The organism is Sphingomonas sp. M6A6_1c (assembly GCF_053345135.1).
Window position 1 is genome coordinate 60,598 of record NZ_JBKEZO010000007.1, and the last position, 20,853, is coordinate 81,450.

At 64.9% G+C, this 20,853-nt stretch carries 17 protein-coding genes and 1 tRNA gene; 4 read left to right on the forward strand and 14 right to left on the reverse strand.

Annotation, left to right across the window (positions count from 1 at the left end; all coding sequences use genetic code 11):
- Positions 1-17 precede the first annotated feature (17 nt).
- Both ACLBWH_RS15650 and ACLBWH_RS15655 read left to right on the forward strand, forming a co-directional pair.
- On the forward strand, positions 18-1,097 hold the full coding sequence (locus tag ACLBWH_RS15650; RefSeq protein ID WP_447799789.1) for a helix-turn-helix domain-containing protein: 1,080 nt from the start codon (positions 18-20) through the stop codon (positions 1,095-1,097).
- Between the two features lie 90 nt (positions 1,098-1,187).
- A complete protein-coding gene (locus tag ACLBWH_RS15655) occupies positions 1,188-2,621 on the forward strand; it encodes a S41 family peptidase (protein ID WP_447799790.1) in 1,434 nt (477 codons plus the stop codon).
- A 347-nt stretch (positions 2,622-2,968) separates the two neighbouring features.
- On the opposite strand, the gene ACLBWH_RS15660 is transcribed toward ACLBWH_RS15655, so the two are convergent.
- From ACLBWH_RS15660 to cpdR, 11 genes are all read right to left on the reverse strand, one after another.
- Complete coding sequence (locus ACLBWH_RS15660) at positions 2,969-3,820, reverse strand: DUF2971 domain-containing protein (RefSeq protein WP_447799791.1); 852 nt, start codon at positions 3,818-3,820, stop codon at positions 2,969-2,971.
- Positions 3,821-3,924: 104 nt separating this feature from the next.
- The gene (locus tag ACLBWH_RS15665; RefSeq protein WP_447799792.1) at positions 3,925-4,971 is read right to left on the reverse strand and encodes a caspase family protein; all 1,047 of its coding nucleotides are present in this window, start codon (positions 4,969-4,971) and stop codon (positions 3,925-3,927) included.
- A gap of 4 nt (positions 4,972-4,975) precedes the next feature.
- The gene (locus tag ACLBWH_RS15670) at positions 4,976-7,417 is read right to left on the reverse strand and encodes a GAP1-N1 domain-containing protein (protein WP_447799793.1); all 2,442 of its coding nucleotides are present in this window, start codon (positions 7,415-7,417) and stop codon (positions 4,976-4,978) included.
- Positions 7,418-7,424: 7 nt separating this feature from the next.
- The gene (locus ACLBWH_RS15675) at positions 7,425-8,318 is read right to left on the reverse strand and encodes a TRAFAC clade GTPase domain-containing protein (RefSeq protein ID WP_447799794.1); all 894 of its coding nucleotides are present in this window, start codon (positions 8,316-8,318) and stop codon (positions 7,425-7,427) included.
- Positions 8,260-9,213, reverse strand: coding sequence for a TRAFAC clade GTPase domain-containing protein (locus tag ACLBWH_RS15680; protein WP_447799795.1), 954 nt, complete (start codon positions 9,211-9,213; stop codon positions 8,260-8,262). Before ACLBWH_RS15680 ends, ACLBWH_RS15675 begins: the two co-directional genes overlap by 59 nt.
- 3 nt (positions 9,214-9,216) lie before the next feature.
- Complete coding sequence (locus ACLBWH_RS15685) at positions 9,217-10,524, reverse strand: GTPase-associated system all-helical protein GASH (protein ID WP_447799796.1); 1,308 nt, start codon at positions 10,522-10,524, stop codon at positions 9,217-9,219.
- A gap of 96 nt (positions 10,525-10,620) precedes the next feature.
- Positions 10,621-11,493, reverse strand: a complete 873-nt coding sequence (locus tag ACLBWH_RS15690; RefSeq protein WP_447799797.1) for a hypothetical protein — start codon at positions 11,491-11,493, stop codon at positions 10,621-10,623.
- On the reverse strand, positions 11,490-13,316 hold the full coding sequence (locus ACLBWH_RS15695) for a caspase family protein (protein ID WP_447799798.1): 1,827 nt from the start codon (positions 13,314-13,316) through the stop codon (positions 11,490-11,492). Before ACLBWH_RS15695 ends, ACLBWH_RS15690 begins: the two co-directional genes overlap by 4 nt.
- A gap of 825 nt (positions 13,317-14,141) precedes the next feature.
- Positions 14,142-14,642 carry a MucR family transcriptional regulator gene (locus tag ACLBWH_RS15700; protein WP_447799799.1) on the reverse strand — a complete coding sequence of 167 codons (501 nt, stop codon included), beginning with the start codon at positions 14,640-14,642 and terminating at the stop codon, positions 14,142-14,144.
- A gap of 948 nt (positions 14,643-15,590) precedes the next feature.
- Positions 15,591-15,665, reverse strand: a tRNA-Val gene (locus ACLBWH_RS15705).
- A gap of 45 nt (positions 15,666-15,710) precedes the next feature.
- Complete coding sequence (gene cpdR, locus ACLBWH_RS15710; RefSeq protein WP_322850280.1) at positions 15,711-16,088, reverse strand: cell cycle two-component system response regulator CpdR; 378 nt, start codon at positions 16,086-16,088, stop codon at positions 15,711-15,713.
- Between the two features lie 96 nt (positions 16,089-16,184).
- Here cpdR and ACLBWH_RS15715 point away from each other — a divergent pair, with 96 nt between their 5' ends.
- Positions 16,185-17,039: an N-formylglutamate amidohydrolase gene (locus tag ACLBWH_RS15715; RefSeq protein WP_447799800.1), complete on the forward strand. Its 855-nt coding sequence runs from the start codon at positions 16,185-16,187 to the stop codon at positions 17,037-17,039.
- A 184-nt stretch (positions 17,040-17,223) separates the two neighbouring features.
- Here the strand turns inward: ACLBWH_RS15715 and ACLBWH_RS15720 are convergent, their stop codons facing one another.
- The 3 genes from ACLBWH_RS15720 to ACLBWH_RS15730 form a co-directional block, all read right to left on the reverse strand.
- Positions 17,224-17,775 (reverse strand): cytochrome b, encoded by a 552-nt coding sequence (locus ACLBWH_RS15720; RefSeq protein WP_447799801.1) that lies wholly within the window; start codon positions 17,773-17,775, stop codon positions 17,224-17,226.
- Between the two features lie 138 nt (positions 17,776-17,913).
- Positions 17,914-18,675, reverse strand: coding sequence for a SapC family protein (locus ACLBWH_RS15725; protein WP_322850252.1), 762 nt, complete (start codon positions 18,673-18,675; stop codon positions 17,914-17,916).
- Between the two features lie 55 nt (positions 18,676-18,730).
- On the reverse strand, positions 18,731-20,164 hold the full coding sequence (locus tag ACLBWH_RS15730) for an FAD-binding oxidoreductase (RefSeq protein ID WP_447799802.1): 1,434 nt from the start codon (positions 20,162-20,164) through the stop codon (positions 18,731-18,733).
- A gap of 64 nt (positions 20,165-20,228) precedes the next feature.
- On the opposite strand from ACLBWH_RS15730, the gene ACLBWH_RS15735 reads away from it, so the two are divergent.
- The gene (locus tag ACLBWH_RS15735; RefSeq protein ID WP_322850254.1) at positions 20,229-20,687 is read left to right on the forward strand and encodes a hypothetical protein; all 459 of its coding nucleotides are present in this window, start codon (positions 20,229-20,231) and stop codon (positions 20,685-20,687) included.
- Positions 20,688-20,853: the final 166 nt, after the last annotated feature.

The window sequence follows — 20,853 nt, forward strand, 5'->3', positions numbered from 1 at the left end:
GTGTGAACATCGGTCCCATGTCCCTCATCCTCGGTCTGTTCGAGGCACAGATGCTGGTGCTGGCGGCCGCCATCATCGGGCGGGGCGGGATGGCGCGACGCTCTCTCGGAGCGTTGCTGATCGTCCTGTGTGGTGTGCTGACGCCGTTCACTATCGGCTATGCAGGTTTGTATGATCGATGGCCGTGGCTTTCGTTCGCGCCGTTCGCCGTTCCTCTGGCGATGGGGCCATTGCTCTATGCGCACCTGAACGCCCTGATCTTCGATCGCCCGATACCCCGTTGGCACGCCGCGTTGCCGGTGGCCCAGTTTGCCTATCAGGCCATCGCCTTCTGCCTGCCGCTCGATCTGCGGGGAGAGTTCGACCGAGAGGTTCAACGCCCCTGGCTCGACCCGATCCTGGCGGCGCTGCTAATCGCATCGATGATCGGATATGCTGCCGCTGGGCTCCGCGCCTTGCGCCGCCATCGAGGCTGGTTGCTGGCGCGCCGATCGGACCTCGCTGCGGCAAGGCGCGCGCAAGCCGTGCTGATCGCCTATGCCGCGATCGTGACGGTGCGGACGGGATACCTGATCGCGGATGCGTTGATTGCGCCGCTCTCTTACTTCGATATGTTCGGTTTCTACGTCGTGCTGGCGGTCGTCGGCAATTACCTGGCGATCGAGGGCTGGCGACAGGCGGACGCCCGACCGCAGCCGATCGTGGAGCCGATCGAGCGCGACTGGCGGCCGATCGCGGCCGGGTGGATGGACCGGATCGAAACGCATGGATGGTGGCGCGATCCGGCACTCGATCTCGCCGAGCTGGCTCGCAGGCTGGGGACCAACACCGCCTATCTGTCCCGCGGCCTCAATGACGGGCTGGGGCTGGGGTTCGCCGAGGCGATCAACGGGCTGCGCGTCGAGCATGTCGCCGCCCGCCTGCGGGACGGCGCCGATGGCGATATCCTGACGCTCGCGATCGATGCCGGCTTCGGATCGAAGGCGACCTTCAACCGCGTCTTCAAGGAGCGGTTCGGCGTCACGCCTTCGGTCTATCGTCGCGTCTCAACCGACAAGAATGATGCGGAACGCCCGGATTTGCAGCGCACCAACTGACCGGAATCGGCACCGGCTCTGGGCACATCCGCTCGGAGCAAGACCATGATACACCTTGATCGGCGGCACCTTCTGACGGGAGCGTCGGGCTTGGTCGCAACCGCCTTCCTGCCCGCTCCCGCCACGGCGAACGATACGCTGCTGTCACCCGCGGCGATGCGATCAGATATCGCCATCCTGTGCGACGCCTATGTCAGCCTGCATCCTGGCCTCTATCGCTATCTGATCCCGGCGAACTTCCAGCGCGAGCGCCAGCGCCTCGATCGCTTCGCCGCGACGCCTCATACGCTGGGAGACTTCTACTTGGCGCTGTCGGCGTTTACCGCAAGCGTCCGGTGCGGTCACAGCTTTCCCAATCCCGCCAACCAGACGCCGGCCGTCACATCGGCGCTGTTCGGCAAGCCCGACCGGCTACCTTTTGCCTTCGCATGGCTGGACCGACGCATGATCGTCACCGCCGATCTCGGCAGCGGACGTCATCTACCGATCGGAAGCGAGGTCGTCGCGATCGACGGTATCCGCGCACGCGATATGCTGGCGAAGATGCTCCCTTATGCCCGCACCGATGGCAGCAACGATGCGCGCAAGGTCGCCGACCTCGGCATACCCGGCGATTCCGATCAGCCGACCTTCGACGTGCTACGGACGCTGCTGTTCCCATCGTCCGATCCCTCAGCCCGTGTCGTGGTGCGGATCGCCGGCAGAGCCGAGACGATCGCTTGCCCCTTGATGACGGCCGCAGCGCGCGATGCGGCGTTGCGCCATCCCTCCAAGGATTCTCCCTATGGCTGGACGTTCGAGGTGCGCGGCCAAGTCGGCATCCTGACCATGCCGACCTGGGCTGTCTTCCATGAGAAATGGGATTGGCAGGGCTTCATCGACACCAGCCTGGACACCGCGGTCGATCGCCAGCTCTCGGGCATCGTCATCGACGTGCGCAACAACGGCGGAGGGCTCGATTGTGGGGCCGCGATCGTCGCCCGCCTGATCGAAGCGCCCCTGACCGCCGACAGCTATTCCCGCCATGTGTGTTATCGCAAGATACCCGACCGGCTGGCTCCCTACCTCAAGACCTGGGACCGCAGCTTCAAGGATTGGGGATCGTCGGCGATCGGCCCAGACGCGAGCGGCTTCTATACTCTGACCCGTCCCGGCGACGCTTCCGACACCGACACTATCCAACCCAACGGTCGCCGGTTCGCCGGCAGGGTCGCCGTTCTCGTCGGCCCGAAGAACGCTTCGGCCACGTTCGGCTTCGCAGGCCTCATGCAGCGTCAGCGGCTGGGAACGCTGGTTGGTGAGCAGACCGGCGGCAACCGCCGTGGCATCAACGGCGGTGCCTTCTTCTTCGTCGGGTTGCCGGCATCAGGCGTCGAGGTCGATCTGCCGCTGATCGCCTATTGGCCTGGGACACCGCAGCCGGATGCTGGAATCATGCCCGATATCACCGTGCCGGCCCGGATTGCCGATAATCAAGCCGAACGGGATACCGCGCTGATGCGGGCGGTCGTCGTGGTAAGTTGAACGATCAGCCTTCCCGATTGGGAAGGTTCAGGGGGACAGTACCGTCAGGCCCACGTTCCGGCTGCCTCCTAATACAGCCGTTTTCCCAAAACCTGTTTCCAATTGCATATTCCCGAAACTGCCCGCCGGACACGGAGAAACGGGACTGCCGCGAGTAGTTAGATTGGTGGTTTTGGGATGCCGCGTCGAATGCTAAATCGGCGAACAGCGATCGACTTTTGCTCGCTAGGCTGAGATGACCCAGCTTCGGACATTCTGCGCCCCCGGCGCGCTCCCCAACTTCGAACGGTCGTTCATGGCGATGAAGAGGTTGCTGGCATGATCGAAGTACAAGCACGGCGAGACGATCAGATGCGGTAGGGTAGAGTAGATCGCCAGACATTAAGGCCGTAGCTGGCGAAATAGGCTCCCTGCGTGGCGGCGTCGGAAATGCTCATCGTCGGACCAAGTCCAGCGCTGACGATCGCGCTCGATCCGTCTTCGTGGCTCAGCGGCAAGGCGATGTAGCGTGTTTCGCCATAAGCGCCGGTCCTCGTGCCGACCGGCAGTACCGGTGCTTTACCGCAATCGGTTCGATTTCCTCCGACATCTTCGAAGCTGCCGTCGCCTTGGCGGATCAGCATGCGCGCGATCCGGACCTCGCGTTCATCTGCAAAGCCGGGATGCTTGATGTTGAACAAATCGGCGACGAGGCGATGCGCAAAGTCCATCAGTTCGTTTAGGTCGCTGGGCGCTTCCTCAGCCTGAGCCTGCACGACCTCGAGAGCGGTGCGTAGCATCTTGTCGACTAGAGCTTCCTCATACAGCACCATGCGGATCGCGACGCCTGCTTCGTGCTCGAGATAACGGGCATCGATGCCGAGCACACAACCTGCACCGTTATTGGAATAGCTGCGCCACTGACCGAGATCGTCCCGCCGTGCCGTGAGAGATCCTAACATCAAACCGGTGTTTGCGGTGAGGCCCTCGAGTGCGAAAACGACACATGTGCGCGCAAGCGTTTCGACGTAAACTTCGCCATTTGTGAGCAGGGCGACGAGCCTATCGCGGGCGTACGCGAATTCCGAAGCATCGTTCATCGCGGTAAATTCGGACATCCAGATCGTGCGCGTCTCGACCATCGCCCTGGCCGCGGTGACCGAGGTATAATGATAAACGGTCGGCGTGTCGTCCGAGCTGAAGTGCCACGGCAGGTCCATGCTCGGTTGGTACGGCAGCCCGAACTGCTTGGAAAGCTGGCACAGCTACTCGTCACCTGCTTGAAGCGGCGTGCGAATCTCGTTGATGCAGTCAAAGGGACTGTTCAGGTCAGCGCTCGCAACTGAACGTGCTTTGGGAAGTCATTCAGGGCGACCTTAATCAGGCCCGCCATGTCAAGGTCGCCCCCACCGCCATTAGCAAGCAGTCGGAGCGCCTCGAACCACTGGCTGCGACCTGGCCTGCCGAGGGTCAGCTCCCAGACGTGTCCTCCCGCACGCTCCCATACGTCCCGGTCCGTAGGCCCGCCGGGGTAAAGTGTCGGCAATATGGCGTAGAGGAGGTCGCGTAGCTCTCCGGGGTCAGGGGAGCTGGACGGCGGCGACGATGCAAGCGCGAAGTTCGTCTCGAGCTTCGTACGGAGCAGCGGATGCTGGCGGCCACCTGTGAGGGAGGGCACGCGTTCCGCAACGTACTCGAAGAGGCTGAACAGCCTGATGGAGCCGCTTCGGCCTGTGTCGGCGGCCCCGCTGAGTCCTTCCAGCAGTGCGGTCGTGAAGGCGCTGTTCCGCGCGCCGGGCATGATCAGCGACTTTTCGTCTGGCCGGGAAGATGCGATAATCGCCCGTCCAGCGCCCGAAGCGAGCAATTCGATCGCGCTGCTGGACAGGGCAAGCTCGGCTGAAGATCCCTCGAACGGCTCCTTGAGCTCGCCCGCGCCACCGGCATGGCAAGCGTCTAGGATCACCACCAGTCGTCCTGCGTCGATCCTCGAAAGATGTTCGGAGAACAGCGAAGCCGCGATTCCGGTCCTTTCCATAGCCGCTCGCGAAGCCTCGACTGGCAGTAAGAAGCTGTTCTCGCTGTCCTTCGCCCGCCAGCCATGGCCTGAGAAGTAGATGCAAACCGTGTCACGGGCCCTCGCCACGGCCGCGATCTCGTCGAGCGCAGCAAGGATTGCTGTCCTAGTCGCTGCGCCATCAAGCAGCACATGGACCCGATCCGGATCATAGGCGCAACGCCGCGGGTCGCGCAGCAGCGCGACGAGATCTTCCGCATCGTTCAGCACTGCCGCCGACAGCGGGTTGGCGAATTGATAGTCAGAGATTCCCACGACGAGTGCATGCGCGTCAATGAAGGCGCCGTCGTTCATGAGGCTACCATCCGACGACATCCCGGTCGTGAGCTATGAACCGGAGGTCGGGATTGTTACGGAAGTCCTTCTGCATCTCGCCTATCAGTTTCGAGGAACGCGGCCCGTCTCCTCTCTGCACGAGGCGCAGGGCGTACCGCCAGGCATGAGCGCCCGTGGCGGAGACGAGGAGCTCGGAAGGACGTCCGCCAGCCCGTTCCCACACGTCGCGATCACCGGGACCGCTTGGATACAGGTCGGCAGCTACCGTGGCGAACCCCTCCCACTTCTCCTCCCGACTGAGATTGCTTATCCCCAGCCCCCAGCGGGTAAGTACCGAAAGCATCGCGCTGCAGGTTCGAAGTGTCGCACGAAGTTCCGCGTAGCGATGAACTTGTCCGACAACGCGGCCAAGTAGCAACGACCAGCGCCTGTCGAGTATGATGTTGCCCAGCCGAGCCGCCTGCTGCTGATCGAGCCGTCCAAGTCGTGGGAGCTGGCGGTCGAACCACCGCGTCACGCGATCTTCGTCAAGGCCGTTGAGCAGTGCGATCAAGTTGAGCGCGGTCGACCAGCTGTGCTCAAGCGACGCCTCGAGACTCGGCGAGGAGAGAACGGCGTTTTCGAGGAACCGATCGAGAGGGTAGCTCTTTCCCGCGGCAGCCAAGTCGATCCACGATCCGGCTGTCGCGTCGAGGAGGCCTGAAGGGCTCTTGGGATGGACCCAGACCTCGCTGCGGCGCTCGTAGGGGGACAAGTCTGCCAGCGGCGTGGCCGCGAGCGCCTGCAGCAGTGGCAGGAACACGTCTTCTTCATCGAGAAGCATGTCCAAGGCGGCATGCATGGCCGCCTGGGGGTTACCGGGCACGTGCCAGCTGTCTGGGTCTGCCGCAAGCGCCGCCGCCCACACGCGCTGAGTGGCGGGCACTGCGTAGTCGAGGTCACGGCCGAGCGCATGGTCTGCCGCCATGAGCGCTCCCCCTAGTCGGTCTAGCCTCTCGTCCGTCTGATGCAGCGCGAGTTGTATCACCTCTGTCGGCTTCGCTCGGCTAAGCGCGGCCATCAGGCCGTCTTCGAAGGTAGGATCGGTGTCTATGGCAAGCTGTTTGACCACCGCCGTGGCGGCGTCGGTATGTGCGCACAGGGTGGCACCGTGGAGCGTCAGCCAGCCGCGACGCGACCAAGCGGCGAGCAGGACGGGCGCCTCTGGGCCTATGCTGCGGGGCATGGCGCTTAGGAGAAGCGCTTCGGCTCGTTGAGCGGACATCGGCGCCAGCAACTGCTCGATGCTCGTTGCATCACCGTGCAGTCCGGTCCACACGGCCGCGGCGAAGGGTTTCGCGCGGCTTCTCGCAAGTTCGCGCGCGCCCGAGGCGACGGCGGCCCGCCACTGGGCAACCGCCTGCCGCTCGTCCTGGCTGGCGAGGATCATCTGTAGCAGGTCGGGTATCTCGCCTGCACGGAGTTCCCGTTTCGCCATCCAGCCAGTGATCGCCGTCCACACGGGCGTGAGATCCGCAAACCCGTCAAGCGAGAGGTTGCGGAACTGCATGATCCCGGCTGCGTCCGCGTCGGCGATGGCGGTGACCGTCGCTGCGACGATCCTACCTTTCGAGGAGCGGCCTTCGACCGGGTCGGAGGACAGTAGGTTCACGAGCCGCATAGCCGCGGCCAGCGCGTCGAGCCTCGCAGGTCCTGCTAGAAGCGTCTGCGCATGCACGAGATGCGCAAACGAGGCCAGATTGGCCGAGTGGTGCCCGATGTCGGTGGCAAGACGCATTACGGCCTCGCCTCCCTCCTCGCCGCTCAGGATGCGGGCGGCCGCGCTGGCCGGCGCTGCCGCCTGACCCAGGATGGGAAACCCGCGCCAGCGCGCCGTCAGCGAGGACGGCGTGTAGACGACAGTGGGGATCGGGCTCTCGAAAAGGTCTTCCGGGCCGAAGCTCAGGCGGAATGCGAAACCCCGTCGCATGGATGGCCAGAGCTTTTGCCATAGCGCAGCTACCAGACCCAATACGTCGCTGTCGTCGAGCAGAACGACCGGCTTCCGCCCTCTGTCCACCACCAGTGCTGCGAGCGCGGCGAGTTCGGTGGCGCTCACCTGCTCTTCACTGTCTTCGACTTCTAGCGAAGTGACCGCGGGGATTCGGTCGGCAGTCGCTGCCAAGCGGCCGATCAAGGTCGCCAAAGAACCGAAGTTCTGCATGTCGTCCAGTGAGCCGAACAGCGCGTGCGCGAGCACCATGTTCCCCCGCGGCGCCTTCGTGTCGAGGAACGTCCGCGCCAGGACATAGCGGCCGTGCGCCGGAAAGCCGCTGATCGCGGGCGACCATCTGACGCCACCGGGCGGCGTCGATGGCAGATCGAAACGTCCCGAGATGCTTCTGGCGAAGTCGATGTCCGCGCTGGCAGCGCGAAGCGCATGGCCGCTGTTCACCTCGCCGAAGATGGCGGTCTCGATTTTCATGTGCGGATCATGCGTCCGTCAGCAGCTGCAAAACGGGCAGAGTAATGTCGGGATCGATGGTGCCGTCCGGACGGACGACATAACCGAACGTCTCGGGCCCCTGGATGGCGTAGTCTTGATCCGACCGGTCCTCGCGCAGAGGGCGCTCGAGAGCGGAAAGCCCCATGACGGTCGGCTCCTTCCAGACGCCTTCGACGAAGTCGACGAACATGGGCAAAGCCGCCCGCAGGGCGTCTCTCGGCATCCCGCCCGCCGGTTCGACCTCGTCCCAGCAGCTGAGAAGGACCGTCAGCGACGGTCGGAGGATGGTATCGTCCCGGCTGGCAGGCGCGATATGCAGCAGCATCTGCAGCAGCTCTATAAGCCGAGCCTGGTCGGACGGCCTGTAGGCAGGTACCTCGCTCTGCGATCCCCCGAGGTCGGAAAGCGGTCTCGAGAAGATGTCGGCCTCCGCACTGAGTGTGTTCAGCCGGATCAGCAGGATCCAGTCGGTCGCGCTCAGCACACGATCCCGCCACGCGGCGGCGATCCGATGCTCTGCGATGAGTGTCTTAATCTGCTCTCCGCCATAGTCGGGCCAGACGAGCTCGGCATCCTGACCGCCGTCGCTGGCGACCGGCCATATGCTCTCGACGTACGTTTCGGATGGCGTATGTCCTGTCGCGCACCCGTCCGCGAGACTTTCCATCGCCTGCTCGAACGGACCGAGGTTCGTCGCCTGACCTCTCATCATCAGGGAGGAGCGCGCGACGATCAGTCGCTTTAAGAACTGCGCTCCGTAGTGCGTTTTGCCGACGTTCGACTCGCCGAGAAGCAGGATAGACCTTTCGTTCGCCATGAGGCTACCGCCGCCCGAAGAGGAAGAGGGGATCGCTTGCGGTGCCACGGTCGCGCCGTTCACTGCAGCCGGAGCGGCGCACCGCCAGCAGCCATGCGAAGAGCGCGGCGAAATCCGCGCCTGCGGTTTCCTCGCCGTCGGCTCCAGGCACAACGCTGGTGACGAACTCGGCCGACATGGGCATGTCGTCAAGCACCGCCGCCCGTATGACCTTCTCCATCGCTGTCGGCACCTCGATGTCGCCCTTCGTCCACACGAGCGCCACCGGTCGTCCACGCCGCTCGGACGCGATGCGCTTGGCGAGAAGCTGGAAGGCGTTGCGGGCGGTGCCGAGCTTGGCGCCGGACAACGCCTGACGATCGGCAACGATGAGAAGGACGTCGGCGTGGCGCGCGAGCCAGCGTGCGCCTTCCGCATCGCTGTCCTCTGCATTAACTGCCCACTTCTGGAACCAGGCGCCAGGCGCATCCGCGAAGAGCAGGTCGCGTGTCCGGACCGATGACGTGCGTAGGGCCATATGGAGCAGCCCCGGCGTCCGTGCGTCCCGGCTGCTGGTGTGAGGAGGGAAGGCCGGAGGCTGCCCAGGCTTCCAGCGCAGCGAAGCCGCGATCGCCTCCCAGCCTGCAAGGGTGTACGAGCCGTTGAAGCTGACGCCGGGTCCGAGCAGGCAGCCGCGCCCCATCAGCAGGTACCAGCTCGCCAGCAGCGTCGTCTTGCCAGCGCTCTCTGGTCCGGCGATGGCCACGACCATCGGCTTCTCGCGTCCGGCGACGAACGCCACATCGGCAAGGCCCAGAGCACTGCCGGTCCACGGCAGCAGGATATGCTCGTCACCCTGCGTCTGCCCTGTCGGCGAATGCTCGCCGGCGTTCCAGCGAGGACATCTCTGCCGCTCTAGATGACCGAGCGCGCAGGACGTCTCGGGTGGGAAGCAGTTCGGTTCCGGACATTCGTCCATGACTCAGCCCCTGCCCCGTGGCCGTCTGAGGACCGTAAGCGCGCGCGCCGCCTGAAGCTCGCGGAACAGGTGCGCACCCCACACGTCCGGGCGCATGACCACTGTCCCGTCCAACCCCGTCGCGCGTCGGAAATCCGTGGCGGCCAGCGGGTTGGCCACATGTCCGATCACGGCCAGCACGGGCACGCGACCTTCCGACGTCGGCTCGAGCTTGCGAGCCCGATCGCGCAGGCTGGCGGTCAGGGGATCCTTTACGAGCTGATCGACGATCTCGGCCGCGCTCGCCGGCTCAGCCTGAGCCGCCCTCGGGACCAGGAGGATGGCTTCGTTGAGGAAAGCGGACACGCTGGCAGGGGAGAACACTGGCACCTGATCGAGCAGGTCGAACGCCATGAGGGAGGCGGCGGTGAATGGCTCCATCGCGCGATAGCTTCTCCGACTGCTCGCGGAGTAGAGCGCCTCCTTCCACCAGAGCAGGTTCGTCCGGCGCTGAAGGCCTGCAGTGGCGCCGCTAAATGCGGCGAGAGCATCGGCGACATAGCCGCTGACCGTCGTCGCCAGAGCTTCGAGCGGCGGTGACAGATCGACCGGCGCGATCCGGTTCGCGGTCGCGACCGCGTCGATCGCGTCGGCGACGGCATCACCCATGCGGTCGGCGAACTCCCGCCCCCATTGCTGCACGTTGTTCGACGCATAGTAGGGATTTGTGTTCGTCTCGCCGGACTGCGGCCCGGTTGCAGCATATACCGACTTCACGAGCACCTTGCGGTTGGTCACCTTGTTGGGGCTGCTAATCGAGATGTCGCCAGGAGCCTCGTAGACCATCGGACCAATCTCGATCTGCTCAGGCGTCCGCCACTCCGCTTCGGCACGGACGTCCACCCTGTCCTCGACCTGTGCCACCGCATCTTCCCAGACCGGCGCCTCGTCGCCGAGCGGCATGTGAGGCAGCATGTTGCGCGCGCTGTTCGCGAACGCGACGGCGACCGTCTCGTCCTTCGCCGCGGTCTGCACCAGAGCATCGAGCAGCGCGGCTCGCAGCAACGCCACCGGCACCGACTGGTACGTGTTCGAGACCGTCGGCCAGTTCTTCCTTAGCGCTGTCCAAGCCTCGACGATTACCGGATCGTCCGCCGGCACTTCCGGATCGGTGGCGACGAGCGTCCATCGGACGGTCTGTGCCGGGACCTTGCGCAGCGCGTTCGCGAGATCGCCCGCGCTCGCGATCAGCTTCTCGAGCTTGCTGTCGTCCGAACCGACGTTCACTAGGCCAGCCTCAAGAAACTGCAGAATCATGCTATTGCTGCTCATCGTTGCCTTCGTCTCGTCGTTCTGATTGTGAGGGTCCGCAGAAGCGCCGGGGTAATGCCGCCGATCCTGATGCGGTTACGGCAAGGTAAGAAGGGTTCATCTTAGCGCTGCGGCAAGGGGACCGATAAGAGCAGCATCGTCGAGGTAGCCGGCTATGCTGTGGCCGTTGCGTGTATTGTTCTCGACAACTGTATCGACGATGCCTTTCGCAAACGATCCGCCGAGCGGACGACCGAGAGTGACGGGATCGCCCTTATCATAGAAGTTCATCCAGCGCATCACGTTCGCCGGAATCGCAAAGTCGCCGCCTAGCCAGCGCTGAACCTCCCCGATCGCAAGCGGCGATCCGAGCGTGACGAACAGGGGTACATGCAAGGCCGTTCCACTGGCAGCGAGTTCCCGGAGTATGCTGAACGCCACGACTGTTCCCAGGGAGTGGGATACGACGACCGTCTGATCCTCCGCTTCCAGCCTCGGTCGGACGACATCGTTGATGTCAGCCCGGACATGGCGGTCGGCCAGATAGGCATATGCCTGCCGGACCACCTTAGCGGCGAACCGTCCCCGCAGCGGCGAGATTCGCTCAAGCAGGCTCACGATCGCGACCGCTCGGCGGCCCGCCCAAGTGCTCTGCGAGATCGCGTTCGCGCCTTCCGCGATCGCCGCCTCCGTGGCGGCCGTCTCCACTTCGGCGTTGTCAATGCCGCAGGCGGCCGCGATCTGGTCGAGCGCGGCCGACACGAAGGCCGTCTCGTCGCCGCTCGTTTCCGGCCCCATCGCCACTGCGCCTTTCCTCCCGCCTTGGGTGAGCGCGTGCAGATGGTCGCCATAGTAGGCCATCTCCGGCCGTGCCCTCCGAAGAAGATCGGGGTCGAGGCCGTGGTCGAGAAGGTGATCGGTCCATATGCCGAGGAGCTGCTGCTCAGTGTAGTCCTGCTGCGCAATTCCATGCACCAGCAGAAGCCTCATTCCCATCGAGTCATCCCCCAGTGTTCGGTGATCATCCTTCCCCCCTTGCTGTTGAATGCGGTGAAGGTCGCAGGCAGCAGATGGCGTCGCACATCGGGAAGTCCGCGCGGTGCCGGCGCGTATCTGTCCGACGAGACGTCCACGAAGTCCCATCCCTGACGAAGCCAGGGACACAGACCACCGACGAAGCCGCTCGCTCCCCCAGTCGCTCTCGTGACGAAGCGAGGCGGATCCGGAACGTGGGCGTGCACCGAGTGCCTGCGCTCCTCGACCGCTGGCACTTCGGCGATAAGCCCTCCTTCCGTTGGCCGGGTGATGAGCTCCCCTACCATAGCGACGTCGTATGGGATGGGCTGCGCCCGCTCGGCGTAGAACCATGCCATGCGACGAATGCTCTCGAGGTCGCCTACGTAGTCGTACAGGTAGGAGCAGATGGCGCCCAGCGCAGGATTGCCGTGCTTGCTTCGCCGCAGGAGGGTCGCGACCTCATCCACCTGCCGGGGCGCAAGTTCGTTCGCCTGAGTGCGTATCAGGACCTCGACGGCGGCCGCGAGATCCAGCGCCTCCTCGTGGAAGGATCGGAAGAGCCATCCGCCAGGCAGATGCCGATCCCGGGACGCTATGGTGAGGAGGCCCGGACAAACGAGCAGCGGAACGAACATTCCGTCGGAATGCTCAACCACGAGCTGGCACGACGGCGCGTCAACCTCCACTTTCCACTCGCGAGGTCCACGTCGTTCGACCGGTACGCAGGACCATATCGCGGACGAAGTGCGACCTTTTCCGCCGAGCAGCAGATTGGAAGACGGATCGATCGGCGAGGCGTTCGTCACGAGTGTGGAGAACGTTTTCTCTGCTCTGTGCGACCGACGCTCCTCGGCCAGGCTTCGCTCCACCTCACCACGAGCCTTCGCCCGGACCCAGTCTATCTCGGTTTCCGATGGCGCATCGTCGAGGCCGAAGGCATCCTTCTGCTCGATCCCGGCCGGAGCGACGGACCTGCTGCCGACAGCGACGGGTGCCGGCCATTCCGGAGGCGGAGGGATAGAACCTGCGTCGACCGCGTTCGCGTCGAAGTAGATCAGATGGTCCGCCGGGCGGCCTGGATAGCTCTGCGGCGTGCAGTCGAGACGATACGTCCTGCAGAGTTCGCCCACCCGCAAGTCTAGGTAATCCGTGAGCGACCCGGGGGTCACCTTGCCAGGAAAGTGGCGATCTCGCGCCTTCTCCGCCCCCCAGAGCCCCTCGATGAGCGCCCCCGAGAAAAGGCATCTCGACCGTTCGGGCGTCGGTCCGGGGACCATGAAGGCGGATTCGACGTCATGGACGGCATCGAAGCGATCGAAGATCGGCCTTGTACCCGCACTGATGCCGGCGCCGAGCACACCATCCGGGGTCAGGTCCGATGTCGCGCGATCGCTTGAAAGTCCTTTGCACGCATCGGAGATGATCGTGACGTTGGCAACGCCAAAGTCCGAGAGCCTGTTCTTCAGGCGCTCGACGGCGACAGCTCGCAGGGATGTACGCCAGTCCGTTGGAAGCCAAAGGGTGCGCGTGTTGTCCTCGCGAAGGCCATGACCGGCGAAATGCAGCAGTAGCGTATCGGTGGCGGTCCCCAGCGGAAGCAGCCGCAGGAGTGCGCCTGCGATCCTTGCGATCGTGACTGGCTCGTCCAGATCGGTAAGCACCTCGACGTCCTCGGGCTTGGCGAAGCCGGAAAGTGTCGCCCAGCTGCCGATCTCTTCCGCAGCCGTCGCAGCGGCTCTCAACGGCGCAAGTCCGTCGGCTTGCGACACCCCAATTGCGACGCAGACCCGTCTCACAGGACCATCGCCTGGCCAACCGGCGCCGAATCTCGATCAGACCGTGCAAATCTCCCCATTCGACAAAGCGTACCGGTCACTCTCTCGAGCGTCGACCTCAAAACGAAGCGACGGCATCTCCGAACGCGACGCCGCGTACGAGTGTCTAAGTTCTCGCCATACAGACACTGTCAATTTTCTCACCGATCTGAAGGTCAGCGCCGGCACGCCCAATTCGCATTGCTCGGTTTGAAAGCACTAGACATCTTTCGCCGTTGCCGCGTCGGGGCGCCCTAGGAACGTCGCGAACTGCCCACCGTCCCGGGTATAGTTGTGCTGCGTTTTAGGGCCAAACCGGCGTATGTTTATCTCGTCGATGAGCCGCTGGCGTAGCGAGCTGCCGGCAACGACTGGGATGGCGTAGTCATGACAGGGCTCCTTATCGTGGAACCCCAATGCTCTGCCTGCTTCCCACAACGCTCAACCGACGCGCCACGCCTGCGATGTCACCTCAACTATGCCTTAAGCCCCCTGCCGCGAAGCGGGTTCGTGCCACCACCAGAAAGCGGCCGTTTGGCCCTCTATCCCGTTGCCTGAACGAGTGGCAGCTTACCACGATCTGCCGCCCGGAAGCAGACAGGCGGCTTTCCTCCCAGTTTCAGACATCAGGCTCGATCCGAGGTGGATTATGCAGGCCGGGAAGATGCTGGGCATGATCGCCGCACAGAAAAGTTCTAGCTGTCACGGCGTCATATTTGCCCTCCGCATTTGGACCGCAACCGGCACGACACGCTGTAGAATAGCTCTTTTGAAAAGAGCCAGAGGTTCCCTTAGCGCTCCACCTGTTTAGTCGTTGAGCTCCGTAGCTTTGCCCTTACGAGCAGGCTTGGCGTCGGCCTTTAGAGGGGTTGCCTGCCTTGGTTTACGACCGAGGCCGATTGTCTTTGCCATTGCGCTACGGCTCTCGCTGTAAGCTGGGGCCACCATCGGATAATCCGATTTGAGGCCATAGCGCGTGCGGTATTCGTCCGGGGTCATGCCGTTGGTCGCAAGGTGACGGCGCAGAGTCTTGTAAGGCTTGCCATCAATCATCGAGATGATGTGGTCGCGCGAGGCAAGCGACTTACGTACTGAAACGGCAGCGGTGTATTCTTGCGCCGGGACGGCTTCTTCAGCGGTCGCATTGCCTGCAGACAGGCTTACAACCGTATCATGCATCCGCTGTAGAAATGCAGGTATGTCATCAGCATTGACACGATTGTTCGAGTTACTCAGCCAAGCCACAGTGAGTTCAGTCGCAAGCTCGACCGCACTCAAGCCCGTGTCGAAATTTTCTTGATCAGCCATTGTGTGCTCCTTTGGCGGTGATCCACCTCCTTTAGTAGGCGCGCCATCGTAGACAAGCATATTAGATCGTGAGGACGCACTACCCTCGGCACTAAAAGCGGCTATGTTGCAATTTACCGCCGATTTGGACTGATAAAACTCAGGTGCTTACATCAGAGTTTCACGACCAAACCGCTTTGAGCCATCGTGGGCTTGACCTCACCCTTCGCTCAGGCTCGCCTCACCCCCGGTGGGAACCTGGAACAACGATGCTCATCATCTCGCTGGATCGACCTGATGAAACTGACCTTGTCGGCGACCATGATCGCACCGACACGAGCGGTGTTGCTGCTGATGTTTGCGCCTCGAATACCAGGAATTCGTTGTCTTCGAGCGTAACGGCTGCTTGGCTCCGCAATGCTGCCACTGATCATCCATCCGGACGCAAGACCCCTTCCAGCTCTGCCGTCGCGAGATGAGCATCCCCAACAGCCTGCCGAGCTGTTCGCGCCGCCTCGCGACGGCGCCACTGCCTACCGAAAACAAATTAGCTTTTGCTCATCGCATAACGGAGGCAGGTGACGTTCGGCTGGCGCCTCGACGAGGCAAGCCGCCATCCACCGCTCAACTTAACGACGTGAACCCGTCGAAATCGACACTGACGAACACTATCGTATCGATCGGCACGCGCAGTGACAATAGAGGTTCCCTGACCGATATGGCAGCGTTTCTTCCGCCGCCGGATCTAACGGCCACTCCTGTCTCGCCGAGCATAGACCACCACCGGGTGCGTTCGCGCTAAAAACGCCGTGGAGAGGCTTATCCATCATTGGTGACATCTCAAGCCCACCGGCATCTCTTAGTGCCTACATGACGCTTTCACGCAAAACGCACGCAAGCACCAGAAGCGTCACATGGATCCCAGAAACCAAAAACCCCGCTAGGCCATTGGCCTAACGGGGCTTTCGGTGGTGGGCGTGGCAAGGATTGAACTTGCGACCCCTGCGATGTCAACACAGTGCTCTACCACTGAGCTACACGCCCGCCGGAGGTGCGCCATTAGCCGGGGTTTTCCGGCCTGGCAAGCGGTCAATTCAATCCGGTGGCACTTCCCGTCTCGAAAACGCGATCCACCTCCGCGACGAGGTCGCGCAGGTGGAAGGGCTTGGACAGGACCCGCGCATTGGGCATCTCGCGCCCCGCCTTCAGCGTCACCGCGGCGAAGCCGGTGATGAACATCACGCGCAGTCCCGGCACCATCTCGGCGGCGCGGCGGGCAAGCTCGATGCCGTCCATCTCGGGCATGACGATGTCGGTGAGCAGCAGGTCGAACGACTCGCTCTCCAGCAGCGGGATCGCCGCCGTGCCGCGGTCCACCGCCGCCACCGCATAGCCCGCGCGCTCCAGCGCGCGGGTGAGATATTCGCGCATGACTTGATCGTCTTCGGCCAGCAGGATTCGGATCATCGCCTTGTCGGTCTCCATTCGCGCGCCGTCCTATGATCCGCAGTTGTGAAGATTTCCAGCGCGCCGAACGCGGGAACGCGATAGGACGTGCCATAGATGGACGCATCGTTCGATACGATCGGCGGGCTCGACCGCGACGGTGCGCCGCTCAGCCCGGTGGTCCTGTCGGTGCCGCACGCCGGTCGCGACTATCCGACGGCGCTGCTCGGCGCGCTGCGGCTGCCGGCGAACGCGCTGACGATCCTCGAAGATCGCTTCGTCGATGAGGTCGCGCACGGCGCGCGGACGCAGGAGACGATGCTGGTCCAGCGTCGCGCGCGCGCGTGGATCGACCTCAACCGCGGCGAGGGCGAACGCGACCCGCGCGTCGACGAGGGCGTACGCCCGCACGGCCAGCCGGCCCCTTCCGCCAAGGTGCGCAGCGGACTGGGCCTGGTGCCGCGCCGCGCCGGGGCGGCGGGCGATCTGTGGCGGCGGCGGTTCAGCGCGGTCGAGGTCGCCGCGCGGATCGCGCAGGACTATCGCCCCTATCATGCCACGCTCGCCGCCGCGCTCGCTGCCGCGCAGGCGCGGTTCGGCGTCGCGGTGCTGCTCGACGTGCATTCGATGCCGCCGCTCGGCGATCACGCCCGTATCGTGCTCGGCGACCGCTTCGGCCATGCCGCGGCGCAGCGCTTCGTCGCGCGGCTGGAGGCGGAGGCGGCGCACGCCGGCGTCCGCACCGCGCTCAACACGCCGTATGCGGGCGGCCATATCCTCGAACGCCATGCCGCCCCGGCGCGCGGCATCCACGCCATCCAGATCGAATTCGACCGCACGCTCTATCTCGATGCCGCCCTCGATCGTCCCGGCACCGGCCTGCCCGCGATCGTCGCGCTGCTCCGGCGGATGATCGCCGCGGCGGCGGACGAAGCGCTCACCGGCGACCGGTTCGCGCTGGCGGCGGAATGACATAAAAAAACCACCCCGTGCAAAAGCACGGAGTGGCCAAGGTTCAGGGAGGAGACACACTGAAAGTGTGTCATACGGGCCCGCGAAAGGGGGGACACGAGCGCCGTACTTTCATAAAATAGTCGAGCGCCCGATTGGTTCAACCCCCGGCCCGCCAGCCGTTCTTTTTTTCCGTTCGGTTCTTTTACTTACCCAGCACGGGCGCGATTCGTACGAGCACCGAATCGCGCAGCAGCAGATGGTGGCGCAGCGCCGCGGCGACGTGCAGCACGACCAGCGCCAGCATCAGCCAGCCGAGCAGCCCGTGCGCATCATGGCCCAGATCTGAGGCGCGGCTGCCGACCGGCAACAGCGGCACGTCGAACAGCCCGAACCAGCTCAGCGGTCGCTGCGGCCCAGGGCCGGGGCCCGAGACCATCATCCAGCCGGTCAGCGGCATCGCGACCATCAGCAGATACAGCGTCCAATGCGTGGCATGCGCGACGCCCTTCTCCCACGCCGGCGTTCCCGCGGGCAGCGCCGGCGGACGGTGCGTCAGCCGCCAGGCGACGCGGCCGGCGGTCAGCGCCAGTACGGTGATGCCGATCGCCTTGTGCGCCCCCATCAGCGCGCGCAGCGCCGGACTATAGTCGTGGCCGATGCCGATGATCAGATTGGCGACGACCAGCACCGCGATCGTCCAATGGAAGGCGATCGCCACCCGCGAATACCGTTCGCCGCCGGTCCGGTTCGTCATAGCGTGCAAACCCTTGCTAACCTGCGGCAACACTCGACCGGCGCGAACGACGGGTCAAGCCATGGCGGTGCCCGGACACGACACGGGCGGGAATCGCGTCACGCGACCCCGCCCGTGCGATCGATAGCGGTCGAAGGATCAGCCGAACTGCGGCTGCGGCACCTTGTTCTGCTGCGCCTGGCGGCCGAAGATCTCGCGCATCAGCGACAGCGAGAACAGATGCGCGTAGAGCAGCGGCAGCATGCCCGACTGCGACATCTTGCGCAGCTGGTCGCCGCGCAGTCCGGCGAGCTTCTCTTCGTTGATCATCTGGAAGCCGCGATAGACGAACGGCTGCTGGTTCTCGTCGATCTGGATGGTGACCTCGCCGTCCATCAGCAATTCCTGCTCGCGCAGCTCGTTCATGAACGCCTGCGTGCGGGCGCCGGCCTGCTCGAACTGCTCGGCGAAGTCGAGGATCGCCTTGGTCACCTGGCTCGGCTGGCCGTTCTCGAACAAGGGCTCGCCGTCGTCATAGGCGCCGAGCGCCTCCGAGGTCGGGTCGAAGCACAGCGACAGCTCCTCGGCGTCGGGACGCAGCCGCGCGAGCATATAGGGGTAGCGGCGGACATAGGCCGGGACGTAGAAATTGGTCTCGGTCAGCTTGCCGTCGTCGCCCATGAAGACGTTGACGCCCTCGTTGAGGCCCATCAGCGCGAGCGGGATCGCATCGTCGCCGACCGAGAAGACGATCGGCATGTGACGCTGCACCAGCGGAAATTCGTCGGTGGTGATCGGAATCGCATGCTGGCCGACGAGGAACGGCGCGCTGTCCTGCTGGCGGACACGCCAATCGGCATGCGTCTCGCTCGAGAGCGGCTCGAGGCCGTTGTAGAACAAAGGAAGCGGCGCACTGGCCATGGGAACTCTCTCCGTGGTGGATAGTTTGCGGCGCAGCCGCTCGCTGGGCGCTGCTCTATTGGGCCGCAGCCGAGGGTGCAAGCGCCACGAGCTTGCCGGGGTTGAGGATGCCGAGCGGGTCCATCGCCGCCTTCACTGCGCGCAACGCCATCAGCCGCGCGGGCGACGACAGCCGTTCCAGCTCGTCGCGTTTCATCTGACCGATGCCGTGTTCGGCGGCGATCGAGCCCCCCGCCGCGATCACCAGATCGTCGACGAAGCGCGTCACCACCGGCACCTGCTCGGCATACCAATGCGCGGGATCGGTGCCCGGCGCGGCGCGCACGTGGAAATGGACGTTGCCGTCGCCGAGGTGACCGAAGCCGCTCGCATGGCAACCGGGGAAGCGCGCGTCGCACGCCGCCGCCGCCTCGATCATGAAGGCGGGCATCGCATCGACCGGCACCGACAGATCGTGTTGCGACGCAGGCCCGAGCGCGCGCTCCGAATCGGAGATCGATTCGCGGATACGCCAGAAATCCGCCGCCTGCGCCGCGCTCGCGGCCAGCGTCGCATCCGCGATCAGCCCGTCGGCGAGCGCATCGCCCAGCACCCGCTCCATGAGCGCGTCGCCCGCCGGATCGGTATGTTCGATCAGCAGATGCCACGCCGCCTCCCCCGCCACCGGCGCGCGCAGGCCGGGTACATAAGCGAGCACCGCGGCGAGCGATTCGCGCGGCAGGATCTCGAAACTCTCCAGCGCCTCGGTCGCCGCCTGGAAGCGGCGGAGCAGCGCCAGCGCCGCGGCCGGATCGCGCACCGCCGCCCAGGCGGTGCTGCGCGTCGCCGGCACCGCCACCAGGCGCAGCGTCGCCGCGGTGACCACGCCCAACGTCCCCTCCGCGCCGACCAGCAATTGCGTCAGATCATAACCGCGATTGTCCTTCTTGAGCGGCGCCAGCCCGTCGTGGACGCTGCCGTCGGCGAGCACCACCTCGACCCCCGCGACCAGCCCGCGCATCGAGCCGAAGCGCAGCACCTGCGTGCCCCCGGCGTTGGTCGAGACGAGCCCGCCGATCGTCGCATTGCCCTTGGCGCCGAGCGTCAGCGGAAAGCGCCGGTCGACGGCGAGCGCGGCGTCGTGCAGGTCGGACAAGATCACCCCCGCCTCCGCCACCGCCAGCCCCGCGGCGGCATCGATGCGGCGGATCGCGGTCATCCGCCGCAGCGACAGGATCAGCGCCGAGCCGTCGGCGGGCGGCGTCGCGCCGCCGACCATCGAGCTGTTGCCGCCCTGCGGCACCAGCGCCACCAGATGCCGCGCCGCGGCGGCGACTACCGCGGCGACCTCCGCGGTAGAGGCGGGGGCGAGGATCGCCGGCGCTGCGCCGTGGAAGCGCCGCCGCCAGTCGACCAGCCACGGCGCGATCGCGGCGGGATCGGTGACGATCCCCTTTCGTCCCAATACGGGAGCGAGCGCGTCGAGCATGGCGGTCTGCGCAGGTGTCATGCCGCGTCCGCTAGGCCAAGTTCATCGCGCGTTCAACGATCCGGGCTAAGGGGCGAGGTCTGACATGCTGCATCCCGCGCTTCCCATCCTGCTGATCGCCGTCGCGGCGCCCGCCGTCGCGGCGCTCGGCGACGGCGCGGGCCAGCGTGACGGCACGCTTTTCGCGCAGATGACGATCCACGAGCGCGTCATCATCCGCCTGCCGCGCATGGGCCCGGCGGCGCGCGCGCCGATCCCCGCGCCGATCCGCTACAAGGAGAAGAAGGGGCCGAAATGCGTCGCCGCCGCCAATCTCGGCGGTGCGCTGATCCAGGAACCCGGCGCGGTCGATCTGGTGATGAGCGGCGGCAAGCGGCTGCGCGCCCGGCTCGACAAGGATTGCGGCCCGCTCGATTATTACGGCGGCTTCTACCTGCGCCCCGCCGCCGACGGCCAGGTCTGCGCCGGCCGCGACGTGATCCGCATGCGCTCCGGCGCGAGCTGCGGCATCGCGACGTTCAAGACGCTGGTCCCCGCGAAATAGCCAAAGCCGCCGGTTTGAGCGGAGTAAATAAGTCCTCCCCCGCCAGGGGGAGGTGGCACGGCAAAGCCGTGACGGAGGGGGAGGACAGGGCGAGAGCCTCGTTGTCGAACTCCCGCCCTGTCCTCCCCCTCCACCATCCCCCTGCCGGGGAAAGACTTGGCGCACC

What these genes read in the sequence shown, in the direction of transcription:
- ACLBWH_RS15670 (WP_447799793.1), bottom strand. Translation starts at nt 7,417, where the DNA reads ATGAAAATCGAGACCGCCATCTTCGGCGAGGTGAACAGCGGCCATGCG.
- ACLBWH_RS15650 (WP_447799789.1), top strand. Translation starts at nt 18, where the DNA reads ATGTCCCTCATCCTCGGTCTGTTCGAGGCACAGATGCTGGTGCTGGCG.
- ACLBWH_RS15680 (WP_447799795.1), bottom strand. Translation starts at nt 9,213, where the DNA reads ATGGACGAATGTCCGGAACCGAACTGCTTCCCACCCGAGACGTCCTGC.
- cpdR (WP_322850280.1), bottom strand. Translation starts at nt 16,088, where the DNA reads ATGATCCGAATCCTGCTGGCCGAAGACGATCAAGTCATGCGCGAATAT.
- ACLBWH_RS15685 (WP_447799796.1), bottom strand. Translation starts at nt 10,524, where the DNA reads ATGAGCAGCAATAGCATGATTCTGCAGTTTCTTGAGGCTGGCCTAGTG.
- ACLBWH_RS15660 (WP_447799791.1), bottom strand. Translation starts at nt 3,820, where the DNA reads ATGGACCTGCCGTGGCACTTCAGCTCGGACGACACGCCGACCGTTTAT.
- ACLBWH_RS15715 (WP_447799800.1), top strand. Translation starts at nt 16,185, where the DNA reads ATGGACGCATCGTTCGATACGATCGGCGGGCTCGACCGCGACGGTGCG.
- ACLBWH_RS15720 (WP_447799801.1), bottom strand. Translation starts at nt 17,775, where the DNA reads ATGACGAACCGGACCGGCGGCGAACGGTATTCGCGGGTGGCGATCGCC.
- ACLBWH_RS15665 (WP_447799792.1), bottom strand. Translation starts at nt 4,971, where the DNA reads ATGAACGACGGCGCCTTCATTGACGCGCATGCACTCGTCGTGGGAATC.
- ACLBWH_RS15690 (WP_447799797.1), bottom strand. Translation starts at nt 11,493, where the DNA reads ATGAGGCTTCTGCTGGTGCATGGAATTGCGCAGCAGGACTACACTGAG.
- ACLBWH_RS15725 (WP_322850252.1), bottom strand. Translation starts at nt 18,675, where the DNA reads ATGGCCAGTGCGCCGCTTCCTTTGTTCTACAACGGCCTCGAGCCGCTC.
- ACLBWH_RS15730 (WP_447799802.1), bottom strand. Translation starts at nt 20,164, where the DNA reads ATGACACCTGCGCAGACCGCCATGCTCGACGCGCTCGCTCCCGTATTG.
- ACLBWH_RS15735 (WP_322850254.1), top strand. Translation starts at nt 20,229, where the DNA reads ATGCTGCATCCCGCGCTTCCCATCCTGCTGATCGCCGTCGCGGCGCCC.
- ACLBWH_RS15700 (WP_447799799.1), bottom strand. Translation starts at nt 14,642, where the DNA reads ATGGCTGATCAAGAAAATTTCGACACGGGCTTGAGTGCGGTCGAGCTT.